Origin of the sequence: Streptococcus saliviloxodontae (assembly GCF_016908655.1) — a bacterium.
In the GTDB taxonomy this organism is placed as follows: Bacteria; Bacillota; Bacilli; order Lactobacillales; family Streptococcaceae; genus Streptococcus; species Streptococcus saliviloxodontae.
Genome location: NZ_JAFBEI010000001.1, coordinates 1 through 23,500, shown reverse-complemented (window position 1 = coordinate 23,500; position 23,500 = coordinate 1). Strand labels below are relative to the sequence as shown.

20 protein-coding genes and 1 pseudogene are annotated in these 23,500 nt (G+C 36.7%); 4 read left to right on the top strand and 17 right to left on the bottom strand.

What is annotated here, in order from left to right:
- Positions 1-8: 8 nt before the first annotated feature.
- From rsmA to JOC31_RS00040, 14 genes are all read right to left on the bottom strand, one after another.
- Positions 9-884 carry a 16S rRNA (adenine(1518)-N(6)/adenine(1519)-N(6))-dimethyltransferase RsmA gene (gene rsmA / locus JOC31_RS00105; protein ID WP_205016189.1) on the bottom strand — a complete coding sequence of 292 codons (876 nt, stop codon included), beginning with the start codon at positions 882-884 and terminating at the stop codon, positions 9-11.
- 21 nt (positions 885-905) lie between these two features.
- Positions 906-3,977, bottom strand: coding sequence for a DUF2971 domain-containing protein (locus tag JOC31_RS09805; protein WP_239551602.1), 3,072 nt, complete (start codon positions 3,975-3,977; stop codon positions 906-908).
- Positions 3,970-4,539 (bottom strand): ribonuclease M5, encoded by a 570-nt coding sequence (gene rnmV, locus JOC31_RS00095; protein ID WP_205016252.1) that lies wholly within the window; start codon positions 4,537-4,539, stop codon positions 3,970-3,972. Before rnmV ends, JOC31_RS09805 begins: the two co-directional genes overlap by 8 nt.
- Before the next feature lie 129 nt (positions 4,540-4,668).
- Positions 4,669-5,445, bottom strand: a complete 777-nt coding sequence (locus JOC31_RS00090) for a TatD family hydrolase (RefSeq protein WP_205016188.1) — start codon at positions 5,443-5,445, stop codon at positions 4,669-4,671.
- Positions 5,446-5,573: 128 nt separating this feature from the next.
- Positions 5,574-5,708 (bottom strand): 50S ribosomal protein L34, encoded by a 135-nt coding sequence (rpmH, locus tag JOC31_RS00085; protein WP_002885866.1) that lies wholly within the window; start codon positions 5,706-5,708, stop codon positions 5,574-5,576.
- 100 nt (positions 5,709-5,808) lie between these two features.
- Entirely contained in the window at positions 5,809-6,198 is a 390-nt protein-coding gene (locus tag JOC31_RS00080) for a DUF3021 domain-containing protein (RefSeq protein WP_205016187.1), read from the bottom strand.
- A gap of 13 nt (positions 6,199-6,211) precedes the next feature.
- Positions 6,212-6,661: a LytTR family DNA-binding domain-containing protein gene (locus tag JOC31_RS00075; RefSeq protein ID WP_205016186.1), complete on the bottom strand. Its 450-nt coding sequence runs from the start codon at positions 6,659-6,661 to the stop codon at positions 6,212-6,214.
- A 249-nt stretch (positions 6,662-6,910) separates the two neighbouring features.
- A complete protein-coding gene (gene jag, locus JOC31_RS00070) occupies positions 6,911-7,783 on the bottom strand; it encodes an RNA-binding cell elongation regulator Jag/EloR (RefSeq protein WP_205016185.1) in 873 nt (290 codons plus the stop codon).
- A 12-nt stretch (positions 7,784-7,795) separates the two neighbouring features.
- On the bottom strand, positions 7,796-8,608 hold the full coding sequence (locus JOC31_RS00065) for a membrane protein insertase YidC (protein ID WP_205016184.1): 813 nt from the start codon (positions 8,606-8,608) through the stop codon (positions 7,796-7,798).
- Positions 8,592-8,951: a ribonuclease P protein component gene (gene rnpA, locus JOC31_RS00060; RefSeq protein WP_205016183.1), complete on the bottom strand. Its 360-nt coding sequence runs from the start codon at positions 8,949-8,951 to the stop codon at positions 8,592-8,594. The genes JOC31_RS00065 and rnpA overlap by 17 nt, the downstream gene beginning before the upstream one ends.
- Before the next feature lie 91 nt (positions 8,952-9,042).
- Positions 9,043-10,425, bottom strand: a complete 1,383-nt coding sequence (argH, locus tag JOC31_RS00055) for an argininosuccinate lyase (protein ID WP_205016182.1) — start codon at positions 10,423-10,425, stop codon at positions 9,043-9,045.
- Between the two features lie 349 nt (positions 10,426-10,774).
- Positions 10,775-11,965 (bottom strand): argininosuccinate synthase, encoded by a 1,191-nt coding sequence (locus JOC31_RS00050; protein ID WP_205016181.1) that lies wholly within the window; start codon positions 11,963-11,965, stop codon positions 10,775-10,777.
- A gap of 470 nt (positions 11,966-12,435) precedes the next feature.
- A complete protein-coding gene (locus tag JOC31_RS00045; protein ID WP_205016180.1) occupies positions 12,436-13,173 on the bottom strand; it encodes a response regulator transcription factor in 738 nt (245 codons plus the stop codon).
- Positions 13,174-13,184: 11 nt separating this feature from the next.
- Complete coding sequence (locus JOC31_RS00040; protein ID WP_205016179.1) at positions 13,185-14,528, bottom strand: sensor histidine kinase; 1,344 nt, start codon at positions 14,526-14,528, stop codon at positions 13,185-13,187.
- Positions 14,529-15,476: 948 nt separating this feature from the next.
- On the opposite strand from JOC31_RS00040, the gene JOC31_RS00035 reads away from it, so the two are divergent.
- The 4 genes and pseudogenes from JOC31_RS00035 to JOC31_RS00020 all read left to right on the top strand — a co-directional run.
- Positions 15,477-15,668 carry a hypothetical protein gene (locus tag JOC31_RS00035; protein WP_205016178.1) on the top strand — a complete coding sequence of 64 codons (192 nt, stop codon included), beginning with the start codon at positions 15,477-15,479 and terminating at the stop codon, positions 15,666-15,668.
- Positions 15,669-15,855: 187 nt separating this feature from the next.
- Positions 15,856-16,728, top strand: a complete 873-nt coding sequence (locus JOC31_RS00030) for a helix-turn-helix domain-containing protein (RefSeq protein ID WP_205016177.1) — start codon at positions 15,856-15,858, stop codon at positions 16,726-16,728.
- A 218-nt stretch (positions 16,729-16,946) separates the two neighbouring features.
- Positions 16,947-18,518, top strand: coding sequence for an ATP-binding cassette domain-containing protein (locus JOC31_RS00025; protein ID WP_205016176.1), 1,572 nt, complete (start codon positions 16,947-16,949; stop codon positions 18,516-18,518).
- 84 nt (positions 18,519-18,602) lie between these two features.
- A pseudogene (locus JOC31_RS00020) lies at positions 18,603-18,853 on the top strand (transposase); the annotation flags it as partial.
- A gap of 159 nt (positions 18,854-19,012) precedes the next feature.
- Here the strand turns inward: JOC31_RS00020 and JOC31_RS00015 are convergent.
- The 3 genes from JOC31_RS00015 to gltX form a co-directional block, all read right to left on the bottom strand.
- Complete coding sequence (locus JOC31_RS00015) at positions 19,013-20,419, bottom strand: GHKL domain-containing protein (protein ID WP_205016175.1); 1,407 nt, start codon at positions 20,417-20,419, stop codon at positions 19,013-19,015.
- 90 nt (positions 20,420-20,509) lie between these two features.
- Positions 20,510-21,814, bottom strand: coding sequence for a GHKL domain-containing protein (locus JOC31_RS00010; RefSeq protein WP_205016174.1), 1,305 nt, complete (start codon positions 21,812-21,814; stop codon positions 20,510-20,512).
- A gap of 56 nt (positions 21,815-21,870) precedes the next feature.
- Positions 21,871-23,328 carry a glutamate--tRNA ligase gene (gltX, locus tag JOC31_RS00005; protein ID WP_205016173.1) on the bottom strand — a complete coding sequence of 486 codons (1,458 nt, stop codon included), beginning with the start codon at positions 23,326-23,328 and terminating at the stop codon, positions 21,871-21,873.
- Positions 23,329-23,500 lie beyond the last annotated feature (172 nt).

Here is a 23,500-nt window from a genome sequence, read left to right as displayed (position 1 = left end):
CATCTTTCTTAATACAAAGCAACGCTTTCTAAAGCATCTGATAGTCGTGCAAAGTCTTCGATAGAAAGAGCCTCACCACGGACATTAGGGGCTAGCTCTGCTATTTCCAAAGCTTTTTCAAGTTTTGCTTTTACCTCATCTGATTTACCAAAGCGGTTGGTCAGATTGTTCCACAGGGTCTTGCGGCGGTGAACAAAGCTGGCTTTTGAAACATCAAAGAGGAAATCCTCGTTCTTCACGTCAACCAAAGGTGTTTCACGTCGCGTCATCTTGAGGATGGCGGAGTCCACATTCGGTGCTGGAACAAAGACGGTACGTGGCACGATGAAGGCAACTTTTGCCGTCATGTAATACTGCACAGCGATTGACAGTGAACCATAAGCTTTGGTATTGGGCTCAGCTGAGATACGATCTGCCACCTCTTTTTGCATCATAACCACAAACTCTTGAAAAGGAATCTTGCTCTCAATCAAGTGCATGAGGATTGGCGTCGTGATGTAATAAGGCAGATTTGCCACGACCTTGATTGGTAGGTCGGGATTTTTAAAAGCCTTAATCTGCGTTTGCAAGTCCGCTTTTAGGATATCCTGATTGACCACTTGGACATTGTCAAAATCGCGGAGCGTATCAGCCAAGATAGGAATGAGACGATCATCAATCTCAAAAGCCATAACCTCAGCGGCATTCTCAGCCAAAAACTCCGTCAAAGCCCCGATACCAGGACCAATCTCAATCACGTTGACACCCTTGTCAATCTCTGCCGTGTCAACAATTTTCTGTAAAATATTGGTATCGGTCAAAAAGTTCTGACCGAATGATTTCTTAAAGGTAAACCCATGACGCTCTAAGATAGCGCGGGTAACGGTTTTGTCTGCTATTCTCATATATTTCTTTCTAGGAAAAACTTATCTAAATCTTTTCTCTGATTTTTTAAACTTAATATCTTTATCCAATAATTTTATCAAAGGTGTTATATACTCCGGATTTTGAAATTTAGGTCCAAATATAATTTTCTTAATTTTAACCACTTCGTCTCGCTCTAAATAAAGCTTTCCAATACCTGTTCCATTATCTACTTTTATAGATTTACTTTCAGATTCTAAACGAGCATATTTTAAAATACGCAACTCTTCTTCATACTTGTAGTCCATAGACTTAAACAAATAACGTATTTCCTCTATACATTCAGATACTACAGTATTATAGATGCTATCACCTGATTTATCTGCTACTAGCTTCTGTAGGTCTCCTAATAAAGTATTCAAGCGATCAATTTCCTCTTTTTCAAATAGTGCATTATCGCGTATATTGAGTTTACTTGTTGAATAATTTACATAAGCAATCCTATACAGATAATCTTTATTAACCTCTTGATTTGATACAGTAGTGGTCTGCTGTAACACGTTCCTTTCCCGCTTAGATCGGCTTTCAGAGGAGACCACATCAGTAGAAATAGCCTTTTCAGATATACTCCAGTTAAGATCCTCCTTTGATTTCATTAGTGAAAAATCATCTTCTCGTAAAACAATGCAAACACCCTCAGCATCACATCCATATTGAGACCACATTGCTAAATCATCTATTTGCTTCGTAAAACTCATCAAAAACCAAGAACTAGGTTCCAAAGGGTCTCTCTCTGCTACCCCAAGTATCTTCTCCAAAACAATCCCTTCCTCTGGATCATTCATATAGTTGGCATTATTGAGTCGAGTCTTACCTGAAATTTTATAACCTTCATTAGTGTCTTGTTTCAACAGTATTTGCAAAACCTTTCCTGAAGTGTAATGCCCGAACTCAGCTCCTTCTGTCTTAAAACCTTTAAAGGCAAGTTCGTATTTGATCTTCTGAACTTTTTTATAGATTTCAACTAATTTTTTAAAGTTCTCAGAAGTTACTTTTCCTTTCGCTTCCTTTAAAATACGGTATTTTGTCTGAGAAATAAAATCAAACTCTAAAATTTTTATCTCCAACTCAGATAATTCTCCAGAATCACTCGAATCCTCTGAGAAAAAGCTCTTGTCTAAAATCCTCTCAATGTTTCCTTTGAGTTTGACCTTATGTTCCTCTTCTTCGATTGGAAAATTTTCCCTTGCTACTTCAAAAAGTATATCTAAAATAGAGTTATTTGAAAAAGTAGTAAGTAAATCAATTAACTTACTTTTCTCTTTATCACTTTTTGTAACTTCACAAAAACGTCTTAAAACTACCGCATATTGTACAGCAATTTCTTCAATACCATACTTAGAATAGATAGCTTCTAATTCTCTTTTTGTTTTTTCAATATCATCTTCTTCAGTTTGTGATACTGACAAGTTTCTCAAAACTATAGCATACTGATGAGCTATTTCGGCATTATCTGGATAACTTTTATAAATGGATTCAACTAGGTCTACTGTGGACTGACGTGATTCTAAATCCGTTTGTACTGCTGATAAATTCACCAAAACCCCAGCATAATAAAGGGCTATTTCGGCATTATCTGAATGACTTTCATAAACGGATTTGACTAAATCTACTGTAGACTGACGTGATTCTAAATCTGTTTGTACCACTGATAAATTCGCCAAAACCATAGCATACTGACGAGCTATTTCGGCATTATCTGGATAACTTTTATAAATGGATTCAACTAGGTCTACTGTGGACTGACATGATTCTAAATCCATTTGTACTGCTGATAAATTCGCCAAAACCATAGCATAATAAAGGGCTATTTCGGCATTATCTGAATGACTTTCATAAACGGATTTGACTAAATCTACTGTAGACTGACTTGATTCTAAATCCGTTTGTACTGCTGATAAATTCACCAAAACCCCAGCATAATAAAGGGCTATTTCGGCATTATCTGAATGACTTTCATAAACGGATTTGACTAAATCTACTGTAGACTGACGTGATTCTAAATCTGTTTGTACCCCTGATAAATTCGCCAAAACCATAGCATACTGACGAGCTATTTCGGCATTATCTGGATAACTTTTATAAATGGATTCAACTAGGTCTACTGTGGACTGACGTGATTCTAAATCCATTTGTACTGCTGATAAATTCACCAAAACCATAGCATACTGATGAGCTATTTCAGCATTATCTGAATAACTTTTATAAATGGATTCAACTAGGTCTACTGTGGACTGACGTGATTCTAAATCCATTTGTACTGCTGATAAATTCACCAAAACCATAGCATACTGATGAGCTATTTCAGCATTATCTGAATAACTTTCATAAATAGCTTTAACTAGGTCTACTGTGGACTGACGTGATTCTAAATCCGTTTGTTCTGCTGATAAATTCACCAAAACCCCAGCATAATAAAGGGCTATTTCGGCATTATCTGAATGACTTTCATAAACGGATTTGACTAAATCTACTGTAGACTGACGTGATTCTAAATCTGTTTGTACCACTGATAAATTCGCCAAAACCATAGCATACTGACGAGCTATTTCGGCATTATCTGGATAACTTTTATAAATGGATTCAACTAGGTCTACTGTGGACTGACGTGATTCTAAATCCATTTGTACCACTGATAAATTCGCCAAAACCATAGCATACTGACGAGCTATTTCGGCATTATCTGGATAACTTTTATAAATGGATTCAACTAGGTCTACTGTGGACTGACGTGATTTTAAATCCGTTTGTTCTGCTGATAAATTCACCAAAACCCCAGCATAATAAAGGGCTATTTCGGCATTATCTGAATGACTTTCATAAATGGATTTGACTAAGTCTACTGTGGACTGACGTGATTCTAAATCTGTTTGTACCACTGATAAATTCGCCAAAACCATAGCATACTGATGAGCTATTTCAGCATTACCTGAATGACTTTCATAAATATTACTTGCTTTCTTTGAAATCTCTAACAGTTGGTCTATATTTGTTTGATTATGTGACGAATCAACTAATTTATCTAATTTTTTTAAATAATCTTTTTGTCTGTGTTTTAATTCCTTTTTACTCATTCCCATACCCCTCCATCACTTCCGCAACATCTGCCTTACTTATCCCAAAAAGTCTGAGGCGTTTGAGGAGTTGTTTGCCGTTGGAATAGCCAATGCGGAGCTTCTGCCCTAGATACTCACGGCGCTTACGACTATCGCTGGCTGTCAGCAACCCCCAGCGAATGAGGTCTGCTTGGGTGATGTCAAAGTCCTCTTCGTCATCAAAATGCTGGGTCACTTTTGACAATGCCTTCTGCAAATCCTCAAAACTAGCATGCTCGACACCCAGAGAGCGACCCTTGGTCTTTGAGCCTGGCTTTGCCTCGTCACGATTGAGAAAAGCATGGCGAACCGTCGGAATGGCGTTCATAATAATCTTACGAATCCGCTCCCCATTATAGTCTGGGTCAGTAAAAACAATCACGCCACGAAGATCATGCAGACGCTCAATACGCTCCAAATCATCATCGTCAATGGCAGAGCCCTTGGTCTCATAGGTGTCCACATCGTAGAAACGTTGCAAGTTTGCCGTATCGTCCTTTCCCTCAACAACAAGGACTTCTTGAATTTTAATTTTCATGATACAAAGAGCGTCAAGAAAAGCGTATGAAAATAGGAAATCTGTCAAGATGCTTCTGCTTCTCGAACGATTTATCTTTTTCACTAGCTTTTTAGCTCGTGTTCTAATCCTTTCTCTATAAATGACATTATTCTAGTCTTTTAGTCCAAACACTTTCATAGCATTCTGATAAGTCGCGTCAGCCACTTCCTCCACAGGAATGCCTCGCAGCTCTGCGATTTTTTCAACGACATAGCGGGTGTAGGCAGTGCGATTCTCCTTGCCACGCTTAGGGACAGGGGCAAGGTAAGGGGCATCTGTCTCGACCAGTATCTTGTCTAGAGGCAAATGCTGGGCTGCTTCCTGCAGGCCAGTCGCTTTCTTGAAGGTGACCACTCCTGAAAAAGAAATCATCATGCCCAAGTCCACAAACTGCTGAGCCTCTGCCAGAGTCCCAGAGAAGGAGTGCATGATACCGCCACGAGGACCGACACCTACCTCCTTAATCACCTGATAAGTGTCCTCCAGAGCATCGCGCGTATGCACCACAAAAGGAAGGTTGTGCTCTTTTGACAGCTCTATCTGACGCTTAAAGACCCCAATCTGAACTTCCTTTGGATCCTCCATCCAGTGATAATCCAAGCCAATCTCACCCAAAGCGACGACCTTAGGATTAGACAGTTGGCTAACAATCATGTCCTCCACTTCCTGCGTGTAAGACCCAGCCTCGGTCGGATGCCAACCAATAGTCGAATAAAGCTGGTCATACTGACGTGACAAGGCAAGCGACTGCTTAATGGTATCCTCGTCAAAGCCAACGATATTCATCTTAGTCACGCCCATCTCACGCGCAAAATCAATCTCCTCTGCCTCACGTCCAGCAAAGTTTTCCACATTCAAATGTGTGTGTGTATCAAAAATGTTCATCATATTCCCATTATAACAAAAAGACAAGTATTATTCTAAGGAGTCGGTGGATTTCCTCCTAAAAATAAGATAGCTATATCAAGGGCAACAAAAAACCAGCAGTCTCGAGCACTGCTGGTTGATGATTATCATTAAGCTGACAATACTTTACGTCCTTTACGGCGACGAGCTGCAAGCACGCGACGACCGTTTTTAGTTGACATACGGTGACGGAATCCGTGTTTACGTTGACGACGGATTTTACTTGGTTGATAAGTACGTTTCACAGTGAATACCTCCTATAAGATTTTCGTATTCGTTTAGCCGGCTAGTATTTGATCAGTTACTAAACATACCATACTATTTTATAAAAAAGAGACAAACTTGTCAATCCTTTTTTCGATTTTCTACTAGCGTTTGATTAATTTTAGTAATTGTCCAGCGTGTTTTCATATAAAGAAGAGACCAAATGATGAGGTAGATAATAGAAAATTCCAAAATAAATAATGAGAAATAAGACAAGGGAAGCCAGTGATTATAAAGATTCATGATCATGGCTAGGGCTAAAATCAGCACATAATGAAAGAGACTTTGACGAAGAAGAGATAGCTGTCTCCAGTCATAAACGAGACTGGCTATCCCCATCAGCCCACTCAACAAAGCTACTGATGCCATATTAGCAAGCGTCTGCGTTTGGACACCTGCAAGAAAAATAGAAATCAGATAGAAAAGCTGCCCAATACCCACGCCAATAATAAAAGATTTAATGATTTTCATGTGTTTTCTCCTTTTAAATTCCCAATGTTTTTTCCAATAATTTTAAGTAACGACGACTGACACTTGTCTGATAACCATCTGTCAGAAAGGCAGTCATATTCCCCGAAAATGAAGCTTCCATTCTTTCCAGATAAGTCACATTGATAATGGTTTGTTTGGAAACCTGTACAAAATGATCAGAAAGATACTTTTCTTTAAACTGATACAACCTCTCCCTGGTCACAAATGTGCCTTTACGACTGGTCAAAATCAGATGCCCCGCCTCTACATCAACAGCTATTAAGTCATCTAAGGCTACAAATTGAATGCCATCTTCTACCTTAACAGCGATAAGATGCTGCTTCTGCCCATTGAACTGCTCTAAAAGTCCAATCAATTTCAAGACTTCCTCATCCTGAGATTGTTTTTTCAACAGAATATCAAGTTCCAAAGACGACTGGTCTTCAATAAACTGCCACTTCATGTATATCCTCCGTTTCTTATATCTACTATAACAAACTACTAGTCATTTGTGAGCTATCCTTCGCTAAGCGGTACAAATGATGACCTAAGTGGTCAAAAAAAGGAGAGTGAGACAATAATCGTAATTCCAAAGTAATTCGATTTTGTCGTCTCACCTCCGCAAAGTAGAGCCCACTCAACCACTGCGTCTTGCAAAATCTAACTAGAAAAATAAAAAGACTTAGGACTCTTGTCCCAGTCTCCTATCATTTTATTTATCAAGAGTAACTACTACATAACGGTTAGGGTCATTACCTTCAGAATAGCTTCGAACACCCGCTATTTTAGAAATGGTTTTATGAACAATTTTACGTTCGTTATTGCTCATAGAATCCATTACAAAGTCATTTCCCGTTTCACCCACACGCGCAGCAATCTTTTGTGTGTAGTCAATCAATGTCTCTGTGCGATGCTCTACATAATCGTGAACATTAATTGTCACAGAAAAGTGACGTGAATAGCGATCATGTAAAAAGTTTTGAGCTAAGAGTTGTAGAGATTTGAGCACCTTACCATGGTAACCGATCACACGACCCGCATCAGGTGTCTCAATTTGAAGGCTAATCTGACGATTGGTGTGCTCCGTCTCGATTGTAGCCTCCACATCCATTTCATAGATGATTTTTTCAACATAGGCCGTAACTTCTTGACTGGCTTCCTCAATCCCTTTAGAAGCTTGAGAAACTACTTGTGGTTGCGAAAAGTTGGTTGCAACAAATGTGTCAAAGTCATCACCCTCAGCCACTGGTTCTTGCTTAAAATCTTCGATTTCAGCAACAAGATCGTCACTAGAAAGCATTGACTCTCTTATCTCAGGCTCAACTTCTTCTACTTCAGAAACTGGAGTTTCAACAGCTGTAACTTTTTGCTCTGGCAACTCCTCTACAAGAGAGATTGTTTCCTGCTCAAAGGACTCTTCAACCAGACCTTCGATATCAACTTGAGCTGGCTTTTTTCCAAATCCCAAAAATCCTTTTTTCTCACGAGAAATCACTTTGATATGAGCTTTCAATCGTGATAACCCGAGTTCAGTTAGACCTGTTTCAATAGCTTCTTCTACGGTTCTTCCTGTAAACACTACCATAGCACTATCTCCTTATTTTTTCTTCTGTGCTTTTTTCTTTGCACGTCTGATTTTAGCTTGACGCTCTTTTTCTTCATTTTCAAGAGCTTGACGCTCTGCGATAATCTTAAATGGGTTATTAAAGACCATGATTTGCGCTACTTGATAAGCATTTGATACCGTCCAATAGATGGCAACACCACTAGCGATTGTCGAACCAATCAGTAGAATCATCAGTGGCGTAATCACTGTCATAGCAGTCATCATAGCGTTTTTCTCACGTGCTGCCTTATTTGTCAACCAAGTCGATAAGAAGGTGAAAACAGCTGCTAAAATCGGCAAAATGTAATAAGGATCTTTATCTGCCAGAGTCACCCAGAGAAAAGAACCTGTTTGAAGGAAAGGTACTCGTACCAAGGCTTGATAGAGTGCCATCATGATTGGCAACTGGATAAGCAAAGGAATAAAGGATGCGTATGGATTAACGCCATGCTCCTTATAAAGCGCTTGACTTTCTTCTGTCAACTTCAAACGGCTTTCCGTATCCTTTCCAGGATACTTAAGTTGAAGTGCTCGCAGTTCAGGCTGTAAGTCTTGTAACTCACGACTTGATTTCAACTGCATATTATAAAGAGGTGTCATGATAACACGAATAATCAGTGTAAAGAGAATAATTCCAACTGCCGTTGAGCCTCCAACACTCAAAAACTTAATCGCATTCGCAAAGAGAAGCAAAATCTGCTCCCAAGCTCCTGTTGACTGTTCTGTCACTTGACTTGTTCCACAGGCTGTCAAAAGCAGCAAGGATGCCGCTGCTACAGCTGATAACTTAATTTTCTTTTTCACTTTCTGAACCTTCCTGATACACTTTTGCGAGTTTTAACACATGGAGGAGATTAGACTCCATCTCCTGATAGGTAAGTTTTTCAACACCTTTTCGAGCAATAATGACAAAATCCTCTGTCACAAGCTGACCCTCCATCCCTTTGATGAGGTGTCTTAAACGACGCTTGATTTTATTACGCATGACAGCGTTACCCAACTTTTTACTTACGGATAAGCCTAAGCGGTAATGAGGCTGACCTGATTTTAAACTATATACGACAAAGCGACGATTAGCGCTACTTCTTCCTGAATTAAAAATCGCTTGAAAGTCCTTGTCTCGCTTGACGCGGTATGTTTTCTTCAAAATACGACTCCAACTATCTATATTGTTCCTATTATACCATAAAATTAAAAAAAGCCTCAACCCTACTTATCAGGATGAGACTTCTTTAATCTTATAGTTCTTTTTTGGCTTCTTCAATCTGCCATTTGACCTGGTCGAATCCTGTTCCGCCAAGCGAATTTCTACGTTCAACAGCTGTCTTAGATTGGAGAGTGACATAAATATCCTCTTCAATCAAATCGGAAATAGCTTGATAGTCTGAAAGCGGCACATCTTGAAGGTAGATGCCTTTTTTCGTACAGTCAAGCACCAATTTCCCAACAATCTCGTGAGCTTGACGGAAAGGCAAACCTTTAGCTGCCAAGTAATCTGCCAACTCTGTTGCATTTGAGAAGTCTTTTTCGGTTGACTCTGCCATGTGCTGGTCATTAACGGTCATGGTATTAAGCATACCTGCTAAAATATCAATAGCTACCGTAATGGTCTCAGCTGTATCAAACATACCTTCTTTATCCTCTTGAAGGTCCTTATTATAAGCCAAAGGAAGAGATTTCATCACTGTTAACAAGCCAAAGAGATTACCATAGACACGCCCTGACTTACCACGAATAAGCTCTGCCATGTCTGGGTTTTTCTTCTGTGGCATGATAGAAGAACCAGTAGAGAAAGTGTCTGAAAGTGTCACAAATTTAAACTCATTTGAGCACCAGTTGATGATTTCTTCACAAATACGACTCATGTGCATCATCAGCATCGCACTATTGCTCAAAAATTCCAAAATGAAGTCACGATCAGATACGGCATCAAGAGAATTACTGTAAGGCTTAGCAAATCCCATCAAGTCAGACGTCAACTGACGATCAATCGGGAAAGTCGTTCCAGCTAGCGCCGCTGCTCCAAGTGGAGACATATCTGCATGTTTGATATTAAATTCAAAACGCTCACTATCACGTGTAAACATATTGTAATAAGCCATGAGATGATGTCCAAAAGAAATCGGCTGCGCATGTTGCAGGTGTGTATAACCAGGCATGATGGTATAAGTATGCTTGTCAGCCAAGGTCACCAAGGTTGAACGAAGATTGGCCAATTTAGCAATCACTTCCTCCAACTTAGCCTTAAGGTAAAGGTGCATATCTGTCGCTACCTGATCATTACGTGAACGAGCGGTATGTAGTTTACCAGCTACTGCTCCAATTTTCTCAGTTAACAAACTTTCCATATTCATATGGATATCTTCATTTGAAACATCAAATACGATTTGACCAGCGTGGTATTCTTCCAAAAGCTCCTCAAGTCCAGATTTGATTTGGTCTGCTTCATCTTGAGAGATGATACCTGTTGCTCCAAGCATGGTCACATGAGCAATAGATCCCTTGAGGTCAAATTCCGCCATTTTCTGGTCAAATGAGATAGAAGCACCAAACTCCTCTACCCACTTTTCCAGACCAGCTTCAAAACGACCGCCCCATAATTTATGATTTTCTTTAGCCATAACACGTTCTCTTTTCTTACTTTTAATAAAGACAAGCCCAAGGAGCTACCTCAGACTTGTTGTTTGCCTCACTGGGCTTGTTTTTCTTAAATAGGCCTCGCTGAACCTTATTATTTAAGCTCGAGGTGCCTCTCTGAACACCTTTACGAATGGATATAAGTTATAAGAAAAGAGTATCAGATGTAGCTCTCTGTCTACTTTTATCTGACAAGCAAACTGCTCGGCACTCTTTTCTCTGTTAGTCTGATACTCAATGAAAATCAAAAGTAGCCTAGGAAAGGAAGTCGACGATAGAACTTGAGTTCATCAAGGCAAGTTGACAACGGATCATTTTGATTTTCGAAGCGTATTATTTATGGTTAACTTGTGAATTAACCTGCGTTGGAAGTCCCCAAAGTTTGATAAAGCCGACTGCTGCATCTTGGTCAAAGCTATCAGCTGATGTGTATGTCGCCAAGTTCTCATCGTATAGTGAGTTTGGTGATTTACGAGCAACTACTTGGGCATGACCTTTGTAAAGTTTTACTTTGGCAGTACCATTAACAACTTTTTGTGTTTCTTTGATGTAAGCGATGATTGCCTCTGTCGCTGGGCTGAACCATAGGGCATTGTAAATCAAGTTTGACAATTCATTTTCGAGAATTGGTTTGAAGTGAGACACTTCACGCACCAATGTCAAATCTTCGATTTCTTTGTGAGCGGTCAAGAGCGTAATAGCACCTGGACACTCGTAAATTTCACGTGATTTAATACCCACAAGTCTGTTTTCAACGTGATCGATACGTCCCACACCATGCTTACCAGCAATGACATTTAATTTTTGGATAAGGTCAGCCAGTTTTAGCTCCTCACCATTGATTGATACAGGTTTTCCTGCTTTAAACTCAATATCAACAAATTCAGGTTGGTCTGGTGCTTCTTCTGGTGATGTTGTGATACCAAATGCTTCTTCTGGCGCTTGGTTCCAAGGATTTTCAAGAACACCACACTCATTGGCACGTCCCCAAAGGTTTTGGTCAACTGAGTAAGGATTGTCAAGATCAGCTGGAACTGGAACACCATTTGCTTTAGCGTATTCAATTTCTTCTTCACGAGACCATTTCCACTCACGAACTGGAGCTACCACTTTGAGGCTAGGATCAAGGGCTGCGATAGCCACTTCAAAACGAACTTGGTCATTTCCTTTACCAGTACAACCGTGAGCAATTGTTGTTGCACCTGTTTTGTGGGCAATTTCAACCAATTTTTTAGAAATGATAGGACGGCTAAGGGCAGATACCAATGGGTATTTTTGCTCGTAGTAGGCATGAGCTTGAAGGGCTGGAAGAACGTACTCTTCTGCAAACTCGTCCTTAACATCAAGAACGTATGACTCAATCGCACCAACTGTCAAAGCTTTGTCATGAATGAAGTCAAGATCTTTTCCTTCACCGACGTCCATACAAACTGCAACAACATCATAATCTTTTTTAAGCCATGTAATGGCAACAGACGTATCCAAACCACCTGAGTAAGCTAAAATTACTTTTTCTTTTGACATATTTATTTTCTCTTTTCTTATATTTTTGTGTTGATTTGTATTAATCAACCTTACAAGACTTATTATATTGAATAATTATTCATATGTCAACCCTTTTTGGATATTTTTTTGTTATTTTTATATTTTTTTGAATTTTATTCAATATATAGACGTATTGATCAGAATAATTACATAAAAAATACAAAAAAAGGACTGAAACAATTGTTTCAGTCCTTCAGGCTTTTATCTCTGGATTTGGAGAGAGGAGATAAAAGAATAAGTAGTAAGAGATATGAGAGATTCAAAATGCGTCGTTTGATATCTTTATTATTTAATATTAACCGCTCTTCTTCTAACTACTTCGGAAGAGAGAGAGATGGTAGTCAGTAAGCAGTTAACAATGGAGAGAAATTCTCATATCTACAAAATCTATTATAGACTTATTTCTCAAAATGTTAACAACTATATCCTGAGATGTTGTTTTTTTGTCCTCAAATGTTATTTTCTAACTGATTCAATAAAGATTTCATCTTGAGACGCGAGACAATACAAGATTCTCCGTTTTCGAAGTAAACCATCAATTGTGAACGATCTACCCGTACAACGTTATCAAGATTAATCAAATAAGAGCGATGGCACTGAAATAGTTTAGAGCTCATATTTGCAATTTCTGACATTTTAGCATAAAACTCCAAACGTTCTGTCTTTGTTCTCAGTGCAATCTTATGAGCCGTTGTCGCCGTCTCAAAATAAAGAATATCACGAAATGGTAATTGGACACGCGCCTTAGCCGAACTATACGTAAACACCTCTTCTTCACTCTGACTATCGGTCAAGTCTAAAGTATAAAGAATATTATCCTTAATTTGTTTTTTAAACTCTTCCTGATCCAAGGCTTTATCGATAAAGTCTAAAGCAGATGCCTTGTATTTAAAACTGATTGGAGCAAACTCTGAGTGTGTTGTCACAAAAATAATAATAGCACTTTGATCCGACTGACGAATCTCTGATGCTACCTCTAAGCCTCTTTTTTCCTCTCCTTTAATATCAATATCTAGCAAAAAAAGATTATGATTCCCTCTCTCCGTCACAGCATCCAATAAACTTTGAGGTTTGCTGTAAACCTCGAGACGTCTATAGTTTACCTGCTCTTCTTCCAGAATCTCTTTAACGGTTGTTACAATTCTTTCTTGCTGATAGATATTATCCTCAAGTATAAATATATTCATTGTCCCTCTCCTTACGTGTTTCCGTAATACCTCTTATTCATCTCCAACACTTGCTTGAAATGATGACAGCGACTCACTGTCAATAAATGGGTACTAGGATAATTTTCTAAAATCTTCTTTACGGTGTAAAGCCCATATCCTCTATCTCTCGAACGAGTTGAGAAGTGTTCATCAAAGATTCCCTTATTATTGAAAGAGTTTTCTTTCATTTGGTTCTCAATCGTTAAATACTGCTTCGTTTTTCTTTGATAATAAGATATCCAAATAGCTGGATTTTCTGCTAATAAAGCTGCTTCTATCGCATTGTCCAAGAGAGCAGTCACAACCATAATCATATCCAATGGCTCTAAATAAATTTCTTCAATAGTATCTGGAAAATGAAGCGAAACTTCGATGTTCTTCTCTTGCATTTCCAATACTTTAGAAGATAATAAACTTTTAATCTCAGAGGATTTCAGCGTTACAAGTTCTGCAATGGTTGCATCGTCTTGATTCAATTCTTGAATAGACTTTTCTAAAACATCTTCATAAACATGCTTAATTAAACCAATATCCCCGCTATCAATACTTCCTCTTAGGCTGATCAAAATATTTTCATAATCATGTTTAAATGAACGGATGTTTTGATAAAGGTTCTCAATTTGCTTACTATGTGTTTCTAAATTCTGTAAATGTCTTACCTGCTCCTCTTTAATTCTAGATTTTATTAGCTGCTTTGAATAACGATTAAGGTATGACAGGATATAAAGTAAAACAACAAAAGACATTGCCGTCACTATTTTGAAAATATAGTCAACATTGACTGTCAACAAGGTATTACTATAAGCTCTCCAAATAAATAGAAAATAAGCAACAGCGCCATAAACAACAAAAATACCATCAATTAACTTCAATAATCTCTCTGTTTGCTCACCTTCAAACTCTAAAATAGCGTGATAATCGAGACTAAATAAACGTTTCAATAGTAAATAACTTGGCAGATAAAGGACCAAGGCTAACAATTGCAACCAGTCGTTATTATCAACTACTTCGACTGGAAGTGGTATCAAGGTTGGTAAAATAAAAAAAGCAAAAACACGATAAATCAAATCAACCAAAACAGGAGGTAAAAAAGAGATAAAAAAATGTTCCCTTAAATGACGAGTCGGAAAATGGTAATAGTCATAAATTAACAAAACGAAAGGAATAATTACTAAACGCCCTCTAGGTACAATAGAGGAAACGATCAATTCAATGATGGCTATGATAGCTACCTGCCCTAATGGCAATTTCTGTTGACTCGCATCCGCATAAGTATACCATGTCATCAGAATCGTCGCCAAAACTGTTAAAACGATTGCACTTATTTCTCCCAACTTCTCCTCCTTTAGACTAAAAACTTTGATTTGTATTATTATTTTAACATATTTAAAACATTTTTTTGATAGTTTATCGTTATTTTCCTATATGTAAATGAAATAAAATAGATAATTCCCACTTTTATATACAAATATACAATAAAAGACCTCTTTCTTACAAAGAGGCAGTAAGTATCATAAGCTGAGGTAAGTTAGGTTTACCCTGATAAATCTCATAGTAAATTATTAATTATAGGTGTAGTAAAGAACTAGAAACTAGACTAAAAAATAAGGTAACGTTCAAAGCGAGGTTTAATATCTTTTGTGAACAATTTTTTTACTACATTTGCAAGTGGTTAGTTAGCAAGAATAAACGCCCAGACTAGCCCAAACACCAAGTAAAAATCAAAAAGCCCCTTTAGGACTGTAATTCCTTCAGAGGATTTGGTATGCTTGTGTATTACATCTTTGCTAGATGATTATAGTATGATTGAAGAAAGAGTAGCAAAGTTTAGATAATATCAGTTATGACTTTGATAACAGGTGATATTAGCTAAAATGAAAAAGTTGGTTATTCCTTGATTTTATTGCTTTTTAGATTTATGAAGGAATCATTTTTTGAAGGCGGAACAGATTTTATCTGGAATTAGAAGGAGATACTACATCCCCAAATCCCCTATAACGATTTAGGTGAGGCTTCTTGATTTTTTTTCATAAAACTGTTATCTAATATGTTGTCATATACGAAAAATATAATATTTAGTTCCAAGTTTCATAAAGTGGAACGTTAAACTACTTTTGCACTAATTTTTTCCAAATGTAAAAATAAGTTCTTTTTTTCTATGTCATTTAGTTAAGATTTCTCAATTAACGTTTTTCACACTTTCCAAAATAAGAAACTTTTTAAAAGTTAATCAATTGTAGGTTTAAAATAACCTTATAAAATAAATCAAAGGAGGACAAGTTATGCTTGCTAGAATAGTTAAAAACGGGAAATGGTATGACGAAAACGGAGATGTCATTCCCAAAAACAAACAAAATGTAACTGGTAAAAAAGTACAAGAAGAATTAGAATATGATCTTCAGGATTATGGATTCGAAGGATATATTAAACGATTTATTTTAAATGCCATCAATACATCAATTAAGGGAGAATAACATATGAATACTCAAAAACTCAATAAATTCCCGAACAGGAATGTAACCGATACGAGGTGTAGCTATAAATTTGTACTGTCCTAAAAAAGAAAACTAGTTCAAAATGTTATGATAATAGTGTCTTTTCAGTTCATCAGAAATAGTGTTATAATAATTCTAAATACATTCTGATGAGGGGAAACTATATATGATTGATACGGTAGATATGGGAAATTTGTTAAAAAAAATACGACTATCTAAGAAGCTTTCTTTAAAAGATGTCGCAGGAGATTACCTATCTGTTTCTTTTCTTTCAAAATTCGAAAGAGGAGAATCTGAAATTTCCCTATTCCGTTTCTTTTCATTATTAGAAAATCTCGATGTTAGCATCGAAGAATTTTATGGTTTAGTATCTAAAGAGAATCCTACAAATACTGAAGAACTATTAGAATCTGTTAGTAAAGCTTTTTATCAAAATAATATATTAGCTTTACAAAAATACCTCTCAACAGAAGTAGAGAGATACAATAAAACGGGGAAAAAAACTTTTCTTTATAATTCAATAATGATTGAATCATTTTTAGTCAATCTTACGGGTAATACAATTGACAAAGAAAAAGTTAGACAAATTTCAGACTATCTTTTTGATATTAAACAATGGGGTAAACGCGAATTAATCATATTTGGAAATAGTATGGCTGCAATACCAACAGAAACACTTAAGATTTTGACGAAAGAAATCGTTTATAAAACTACCTTATTTGGCAACAATGATTCAAACAAAAGAATTCGAATTTCTATATTGATAAATACCATATCTGAATTTTTAGATAGAAATGACCTCGATTACTCCAAAATATATATTGACTTACTATCAGAAATAGAGATTCCTGAAATATTTCTATATGAGAGACTTGAATACAATATCGTAAAAGGAGCTTATTGGATTAAAGTAGGGAAAATAGAAATTGGGAAGAGAAAAATAGAGATGGCTCTGGAGTCACTTAAAAATTTAGGTGCTGAGAATCTTTTTCTAGCAAGAGAATCATACTATGAAAATTTACTAAATTCCATTATATGACAAATAAAATTTCTTAGATACTTTGTATAGTAAACTGTAATTACAAAAGGAAAATCTTCCTCGTAATTACAGTTTTTTTTGAAAGGAATAAGAATGTCAATAATTACTCTTGAAAATACCACTTTTTATCACAATGTTAGCTATGCTAATGGCATGCTAGGACAATACTATTTTATCGATCATTTATTAACTTTAATCAAACAAAAAGGATATCAACTATGAAAAAATATATTTTTCAATTCAAATATAAAAACTTGCTTCATATCATTCTTCTTGCTCTTAATTCTGCAAGTATTGTAGGGGCATCTGTCACTCTTGCCCTAATGACAAATGAATTAGCAAATAAAAATTTTAACGGATTTTTAATGTGGCTATTTATTGAAATAAGTTTATATCTTCTTTATATGTTCTTTACCTACATTATTGAGATTCATCAAACAAAATTAATTCAAATTATGTCTCTTTCTATACGAGAACGGTATGTTTCAAATATCACCAAAGCAACTTTCTCTGATTTTCAGTCAAAAGATATCGGAGATCATCTTTCCATTTTAAATAATGATATTAAAATGATTGAAGATAGTGGCTTTGAAAGTTTTTATAGTTTATTAACAACTATATTTACGACTCTTTTCTCCATCATAGCTCTACTGAGTTACGATTACAGAATTGTTGCCTTAACACTCGTTCTAACTCTACTCCTAACATACTTGCCACGACCATTTGCGGGTAAGATGGAGAAATTAATGGGAAATTTTTCAACGGCTAACGAGAATTTAATTTCGGGACTTAGTGATTACCTAACTGGTTACAAAGATCTCTACTACGCTGATAGTAAGTTTTCTCTAACAAAACAAATCAAAACAATTATTCAAACATTTATCTCTCAAAAAATTGAGTTTACCAAAAAAACAACCCTAATTAAAATTATCATGGCATTGTTTTCAATTGTTGGTCAAATGTCAATTCTACTTTTAACCGGATTTCTTATTGCAGCAGGAGAAATTTCACTAGGAACAATCTCTTCTGTAGGTCAGATTTCTGGAAATATTTTCAACTCATTAACAACATTCAATCAATTGCGAGTCGCCATTTCTTCTGTGAAGCCACTCTTCAATAAGTTTGAAACAGAATTTCTTCCTGATGGCGTCAACTTTTTAGAAGAAATTCATGCTATTGATATCCAAGATTTAAATTACGCTTTTGGAGATCATAAAGTATTTAATGATTTAAATCTCACTTTTGAGAAAGGTAAAAAATATGCTATTGTTGGGGAATCAGGTAGCGGCAAATCAACTCTGATTAATATCCTTTTAGGCAATAATAAAGGTTACTCTGGATTAATCAAATATAATACTAGCGAATTAAAAGACATCAATGAAAGTAGTCTCATTTCAAAGATTTCTTATATAGGTAATCATACACATATTTTCAATGACACCCTCAGAAATAATCTTCGTCTTTGGGATACCAATATTACCAATCAAAGTATTGAAAATATTTTAGAAAAAGTAAATCTTTCAGAGTTACTTTCTCGTTTAGATGACATTGTTTCTCCCGATTTACTTTCTGAAGGTCAGAAACAACGCATCGGTATTGCAAGAGCTCTTCTAAAAAATCGAAACTTTATTATGATGGATGAGGCTACCGCGAATCTAGACAAGGATAATTCTGCTTTAATTGAAAACTTTTTATTAGACACCCCTGAGATCACTTATGTTACGATAACACACCATTTAAATAGTGAATCTACTAATAAATTCAATAACATCATTCAATTAAAAACATAAATGCTACTTTTCAGTTCTTATCCTAGTCATTAAAGCTATAAATGTTAATTTTGATACTGTTCAATCCAGTCATCTAGGAAAGTGGAACACTTCTTCGGTATCATTTCAGATACTATCAAGTAAGTTAATCCTATCTTCTAGACTCTGTTTTCAACCTTTCTCAAAGACAAGGACAAGGACAAGATTATCAATGCAATGAAATACCTCATTTCAACGCCAAGCTGGAAGCTACAAATAATCTCATCAAAGCTATTAAGTGCAATGCTTTTGGCTTTAGGAATTTTGAAAACTTTAAAAAATGCATTCTCATCGCTTTTAATAGTAAAACGGTCTAGGGATAGACCGTTTTAGCTTGTCTCCTAAAAACGTAAAAGAGATAAAAAAGAGAGAATCAAACTGACTCTCTCTAGGTGCTAATGATAGGTTATCCCACTACAGTTGATAAAAGGCCCACAAAAATGGGGTCCATCACCTGATAACAAGTATAATCATAATTACTCTCGGATTACCAAGGTTTGTGTCAAACGATGATTAACTGATTTTGTTGATAGGCTAGTCGCTGGATAATTCTCTAAAATATCTCTAACATTAGCAAGTCCGATTCCTCTACCGTCAGATTTACTAGAATAACCTCTTTGGAAAATTTTTCTGATATCAACCTGCTCTTCGCGTGTCGTATTTTCAACAACCAACACCTGACTATCTCCGTCTAAGAAGAAGGCAATACGAATATAGCCACCTTCTATGTGTTTTGTCTCCTCAATGGCATTATCGCAAAAAACAGATAAGATAATAAGGAAATCTAATTCCGGAAAGGCAATACGAGAGATATAATCAGGCAATTCCAGATAAAATGTAATACCTAAATTTTGCATCTCAATCAATTTCGCAGATAAGAGACTTTTGACGGCAGATGATTCAATATTGACTAAACGTGTTAGTTCAAACTGCTGGCTATTGTTAAAGTAACGTTCATCTTTACCAACAACTTCTTCATAACTATGCTTAATACGATTTAAATCTCCACTGTCTATATCATCTTTGAGACCAGTGATGCTCGCTTCATAACTTTGTTTAAACTGATCAATTTCAACATAAAGTTCTTCGATATGATGATTATAACCTTCTAAGTTTTGAAGATAACGATAATAGTTTTGAGAGGCTTTTTGCTCAAGTCGTTTCTTAGAACGCCGATTCATTATTGATAATATAATTAGTAGGATAGCCGTATAAAATAAAACCAAGGCTTTCCTAACATTCACTTGGATATCCCAAGGAAGTTGGAAAATAAGATTAGCATACTGGAAAAAATAAATCAAAACAATATACGACAGCATTCCTACCCAAAAACACCACCGTTTTTTTAGACTAATATCCATTTGGACAATTAATCTCGAGAAAGAGCCATAAGGGAGATCCAAAATTCTATGGATAATGACATATATTGGAATAATTAACAAATAGGAAGATAAGAGATAAGCAGCATTGTTATTTAAGGTTGCTGTATCAATGACGAAGATAGGCTGAATAATATAAAATGCAGCAAATCTTGAAATTAAATCCGATATCATCACTGGGTAAACAGCATAATACAGTCTATCAACCCACCGTAATCGTCTTTCATCAATAAAACTAAGCAACAACAAAAGGAGGATTTCTCGAAAATTTGAGATTAATCCTAAGCGCCCTAAAGTTACTACGTATAAATAAACAAATAAATAGCTAGCTAAAACGACCTTTACAGGGGCTCTCTTCCCTTTAGTCGCCAAAGAATAGATATTAACAACGATAGTGCTATTGATCATCATCACTAAATAAACAAATAAGTGAGTCAGCCGTATTTGCACTAAATCATAGCTCTTCCATATCGCTATCTCTGTCAACAGCCTTTCCAATTCCATATGTCTCTTCCTTTATAAATTCTAAAAAATTAAAATCTTAGGTTATTATAACATAAATAAACACTTTATGAAACTATACAGTTTATATTATTACTTTTCAGCTTCATTTTTTTCCAGATAGATAATCTGCGTAAACCTATATTCTTCACATTTCGTGCGTAAGCTGATATTAGAATACTTTGCTAGGGTATCTGATAGTTTGGCAAGTCCCAAACCTCTGCCTTGCCCCTTCGATGAAAAATCTCTCTGAAAAATAGTAGTAATCGACTGCTTTTGAACAGCCATCGTATTTTCAACAACAATGATCTGAGTCGTTCGATCTGCCATTATAGCAATATGTAAGCTTGGATAGGTCGATTCCACAGCCGCTTCTATCGCATTATCCAACAAAATGGACAGACAAAGGACAAGGTCTAACAACTCCATATGAAATTCTTTAATGTCATCTGTTACTTCAACCTTAACCACTATCCCTTTTCGCCTTGCTTCTATCACTTTAGAAAAAACTAAGCTTTTAACAGGTGATACATCAAGCCTAGAAAGACAAGGTAAGTCATCAGAAGTCAACCTCGAACCTGTCACCGAAGGGCTAACCATATCCCCATAAACCTGTCGTATCTCTGAGAGATTTCCTTCATCAATTCTCTCTTTTAGTTGTCGCAACTCTTTTTCCGCACTACGCTTAAAGTGGTCTAACTGGCAATACAAGTGTTCAATATGACGATTGTAGGATTCCATATCAGTAAGCATTTGGTCATTTGATGCTGTCGCTTCTTTCTCTACATGAGTTTTGCTCATTCGATTTAAGTAGCTCAATAAAGCTAGAAAAATCAAAAAGTAAAATAGCACGACCATTTTCAATTGACTTTCATGGTGCATGACAAAGACTCCAAAATAGGGAGAATGCAGGGCATAGATAAGAAAATAATAAACCATCATACTTCCTAACAAACACCTCAACGTAAGAAATATACTAGTATGGCCTTTATCCATAATCCAAATCGCTTCCAGATCCAAAGACATAAACTCATGAATCAATAAATACAAAGGGTAAGAGACAACGTAAGATATTAACAAAAATAGCTCATGGGGATGACTTGTCTCAAACACAGAAGGGATGACCAAAAACAAGATAAAACGTGAACTAAGATCCGTAAAACATAGTGAGAAAAAACTATAAAACAAACGGTCAAACCTGGGAAGTCTGTATTGTCTTCGACACATCCAATACATCATTACAGGCTCTAATAACATTAAATAAGGAAAGAAACTTTCCACAACAACAAGTAAACAATAGAAAATAAATGGCTGACGAATCTTAGTAAGTTGCTGAAAAATTCGCCACTCAATAAGAGACTTAGCCATTAAAGTAATCAGCAATAATCCAGGAAACATTCTTTTCTTTTCTCCAAAATAACGAGAGGAGCTGCCAGGCAGCCCCTCGGTTATCATTATTTAATTGTTGCCAACATATTATCAATATGTTGAATTGATTTCTCACGTCCTAAAAGGAAGATGGTATCTGGCAACTCTGGTCCGTGCATTTCGCCTGAAACAGCGATACGGATTGGCATAAAGAGGTTCTTCCCTTTGATGCCCGTTTCTTTTTGGACAGCCTTAATTTGTGGGAAGATGTTTTCCGTCACAAATTCCTCATCTGAAAGAGCTTCAAGTTTAGCTTTGAAGGCTTCTAGGACTGTTGGTACCGTTTCACCTGCCATGACTTCTTTTTCAGCCTCTGTTAATTCTGGGAAATCTGAGAAGAAGAGGTCTGTCAAAGAGACGATTTCGTCAGCTGATTTCAATTGTGGTTTGTAAAGTTCAACCAATTTTTCAGCCTTATCTGTCAAACGCCCTACTTCTTCCAAGAAAGGTTTGCAAAGTTCAAAAACAGTCTCAAAGTCAGCGTTTTTAAGGTATTCATTGCTCATCCAGTCGAGTTTCTTCTGGTCAAAGGCCGCTGGTGATTTGCTGAGACGATTTTCATCAAAGAGTTTAATCAACTCGTCGCGAGAGAAGATTTCATCTTCGCCACCTGGGTTCCAACCAAGAAGGGCAATGAAGTTAAAGACAGCTTCTGGAAGGTAGCCTTTTTTACGGTAATCTTCGATAAATTGAAGGGTATTCGTGTCACGTTTTGACAATTTTTTACCCGTTTCAGAATTGATGATAAGCGTCATGTGACCAAATTGTGGTGCTTCCCAACCGAGTGCCTCATAAACCATGAGTTGTTTAGGCGTGTTGGCAATGTGGTCATCTCCACGGATAACGTGTGAGATTTGCATGTCATGGTCGTCAACAACAACGGCAAAGTTGTAAGTTGGGTAGCCATCTTTCTTCTGGATAACCCAATCACCACCGATGTTGCCACCCTCAAACTCGATATCGCCCTTAACCATATCAGTCCACTTGTAGATACCAGACTCATTAACGGCAAGACGAACAGTTGGAATAATACCAGCTGCTTCACGTTCTGCGATATAGGCTGCTTTTTCTTCTTCTGACATACCAAGGAACTCGTTGATATAGCGTGGTGTTTCACCAGCTGCTTCTTGGCGTTCACGCTCTGCTGCCAACTCATCTTCCGTTACGTATGACTTGTAGGCTTTGCCTTCAGCCAAGAGTTGGTCGATGTATTTTTGATAAAGTTCCAAGCGCTCTGACTGACGGTAGTTGTCATGTGTTTCTGGGCTTTCGTCCCAGTCCATTCCCAACCAACGCAAGTTTTCAAGCTGAGAACGCTCACCGTCCTCAACGTGACGTTTACGGTCAGTATCCTCGATACGGATAAGGAAAGTACCACCATGGTGACGAGCATAGAGGTAGTTAAATAGGGCTGTGCGGGCATTTCCGATGTGGAGAAGCCCTGTTGGACTTGGTGCGTAACGTACGCGGATTTTATCTGACATATAGTTCTCCTGTAAAATTTTCAATCATTTTTATTATAGCACATCTTAAAGCATTTGAACCAAAAAAATCAGCCCAACACGACAAACGCATGAAGAAAATATCGTTTTCAGAAATTAATTTCATAAACTAGATAAACGACCTCCGGTATAATAGTAGTGGAGGTCGTTGTTA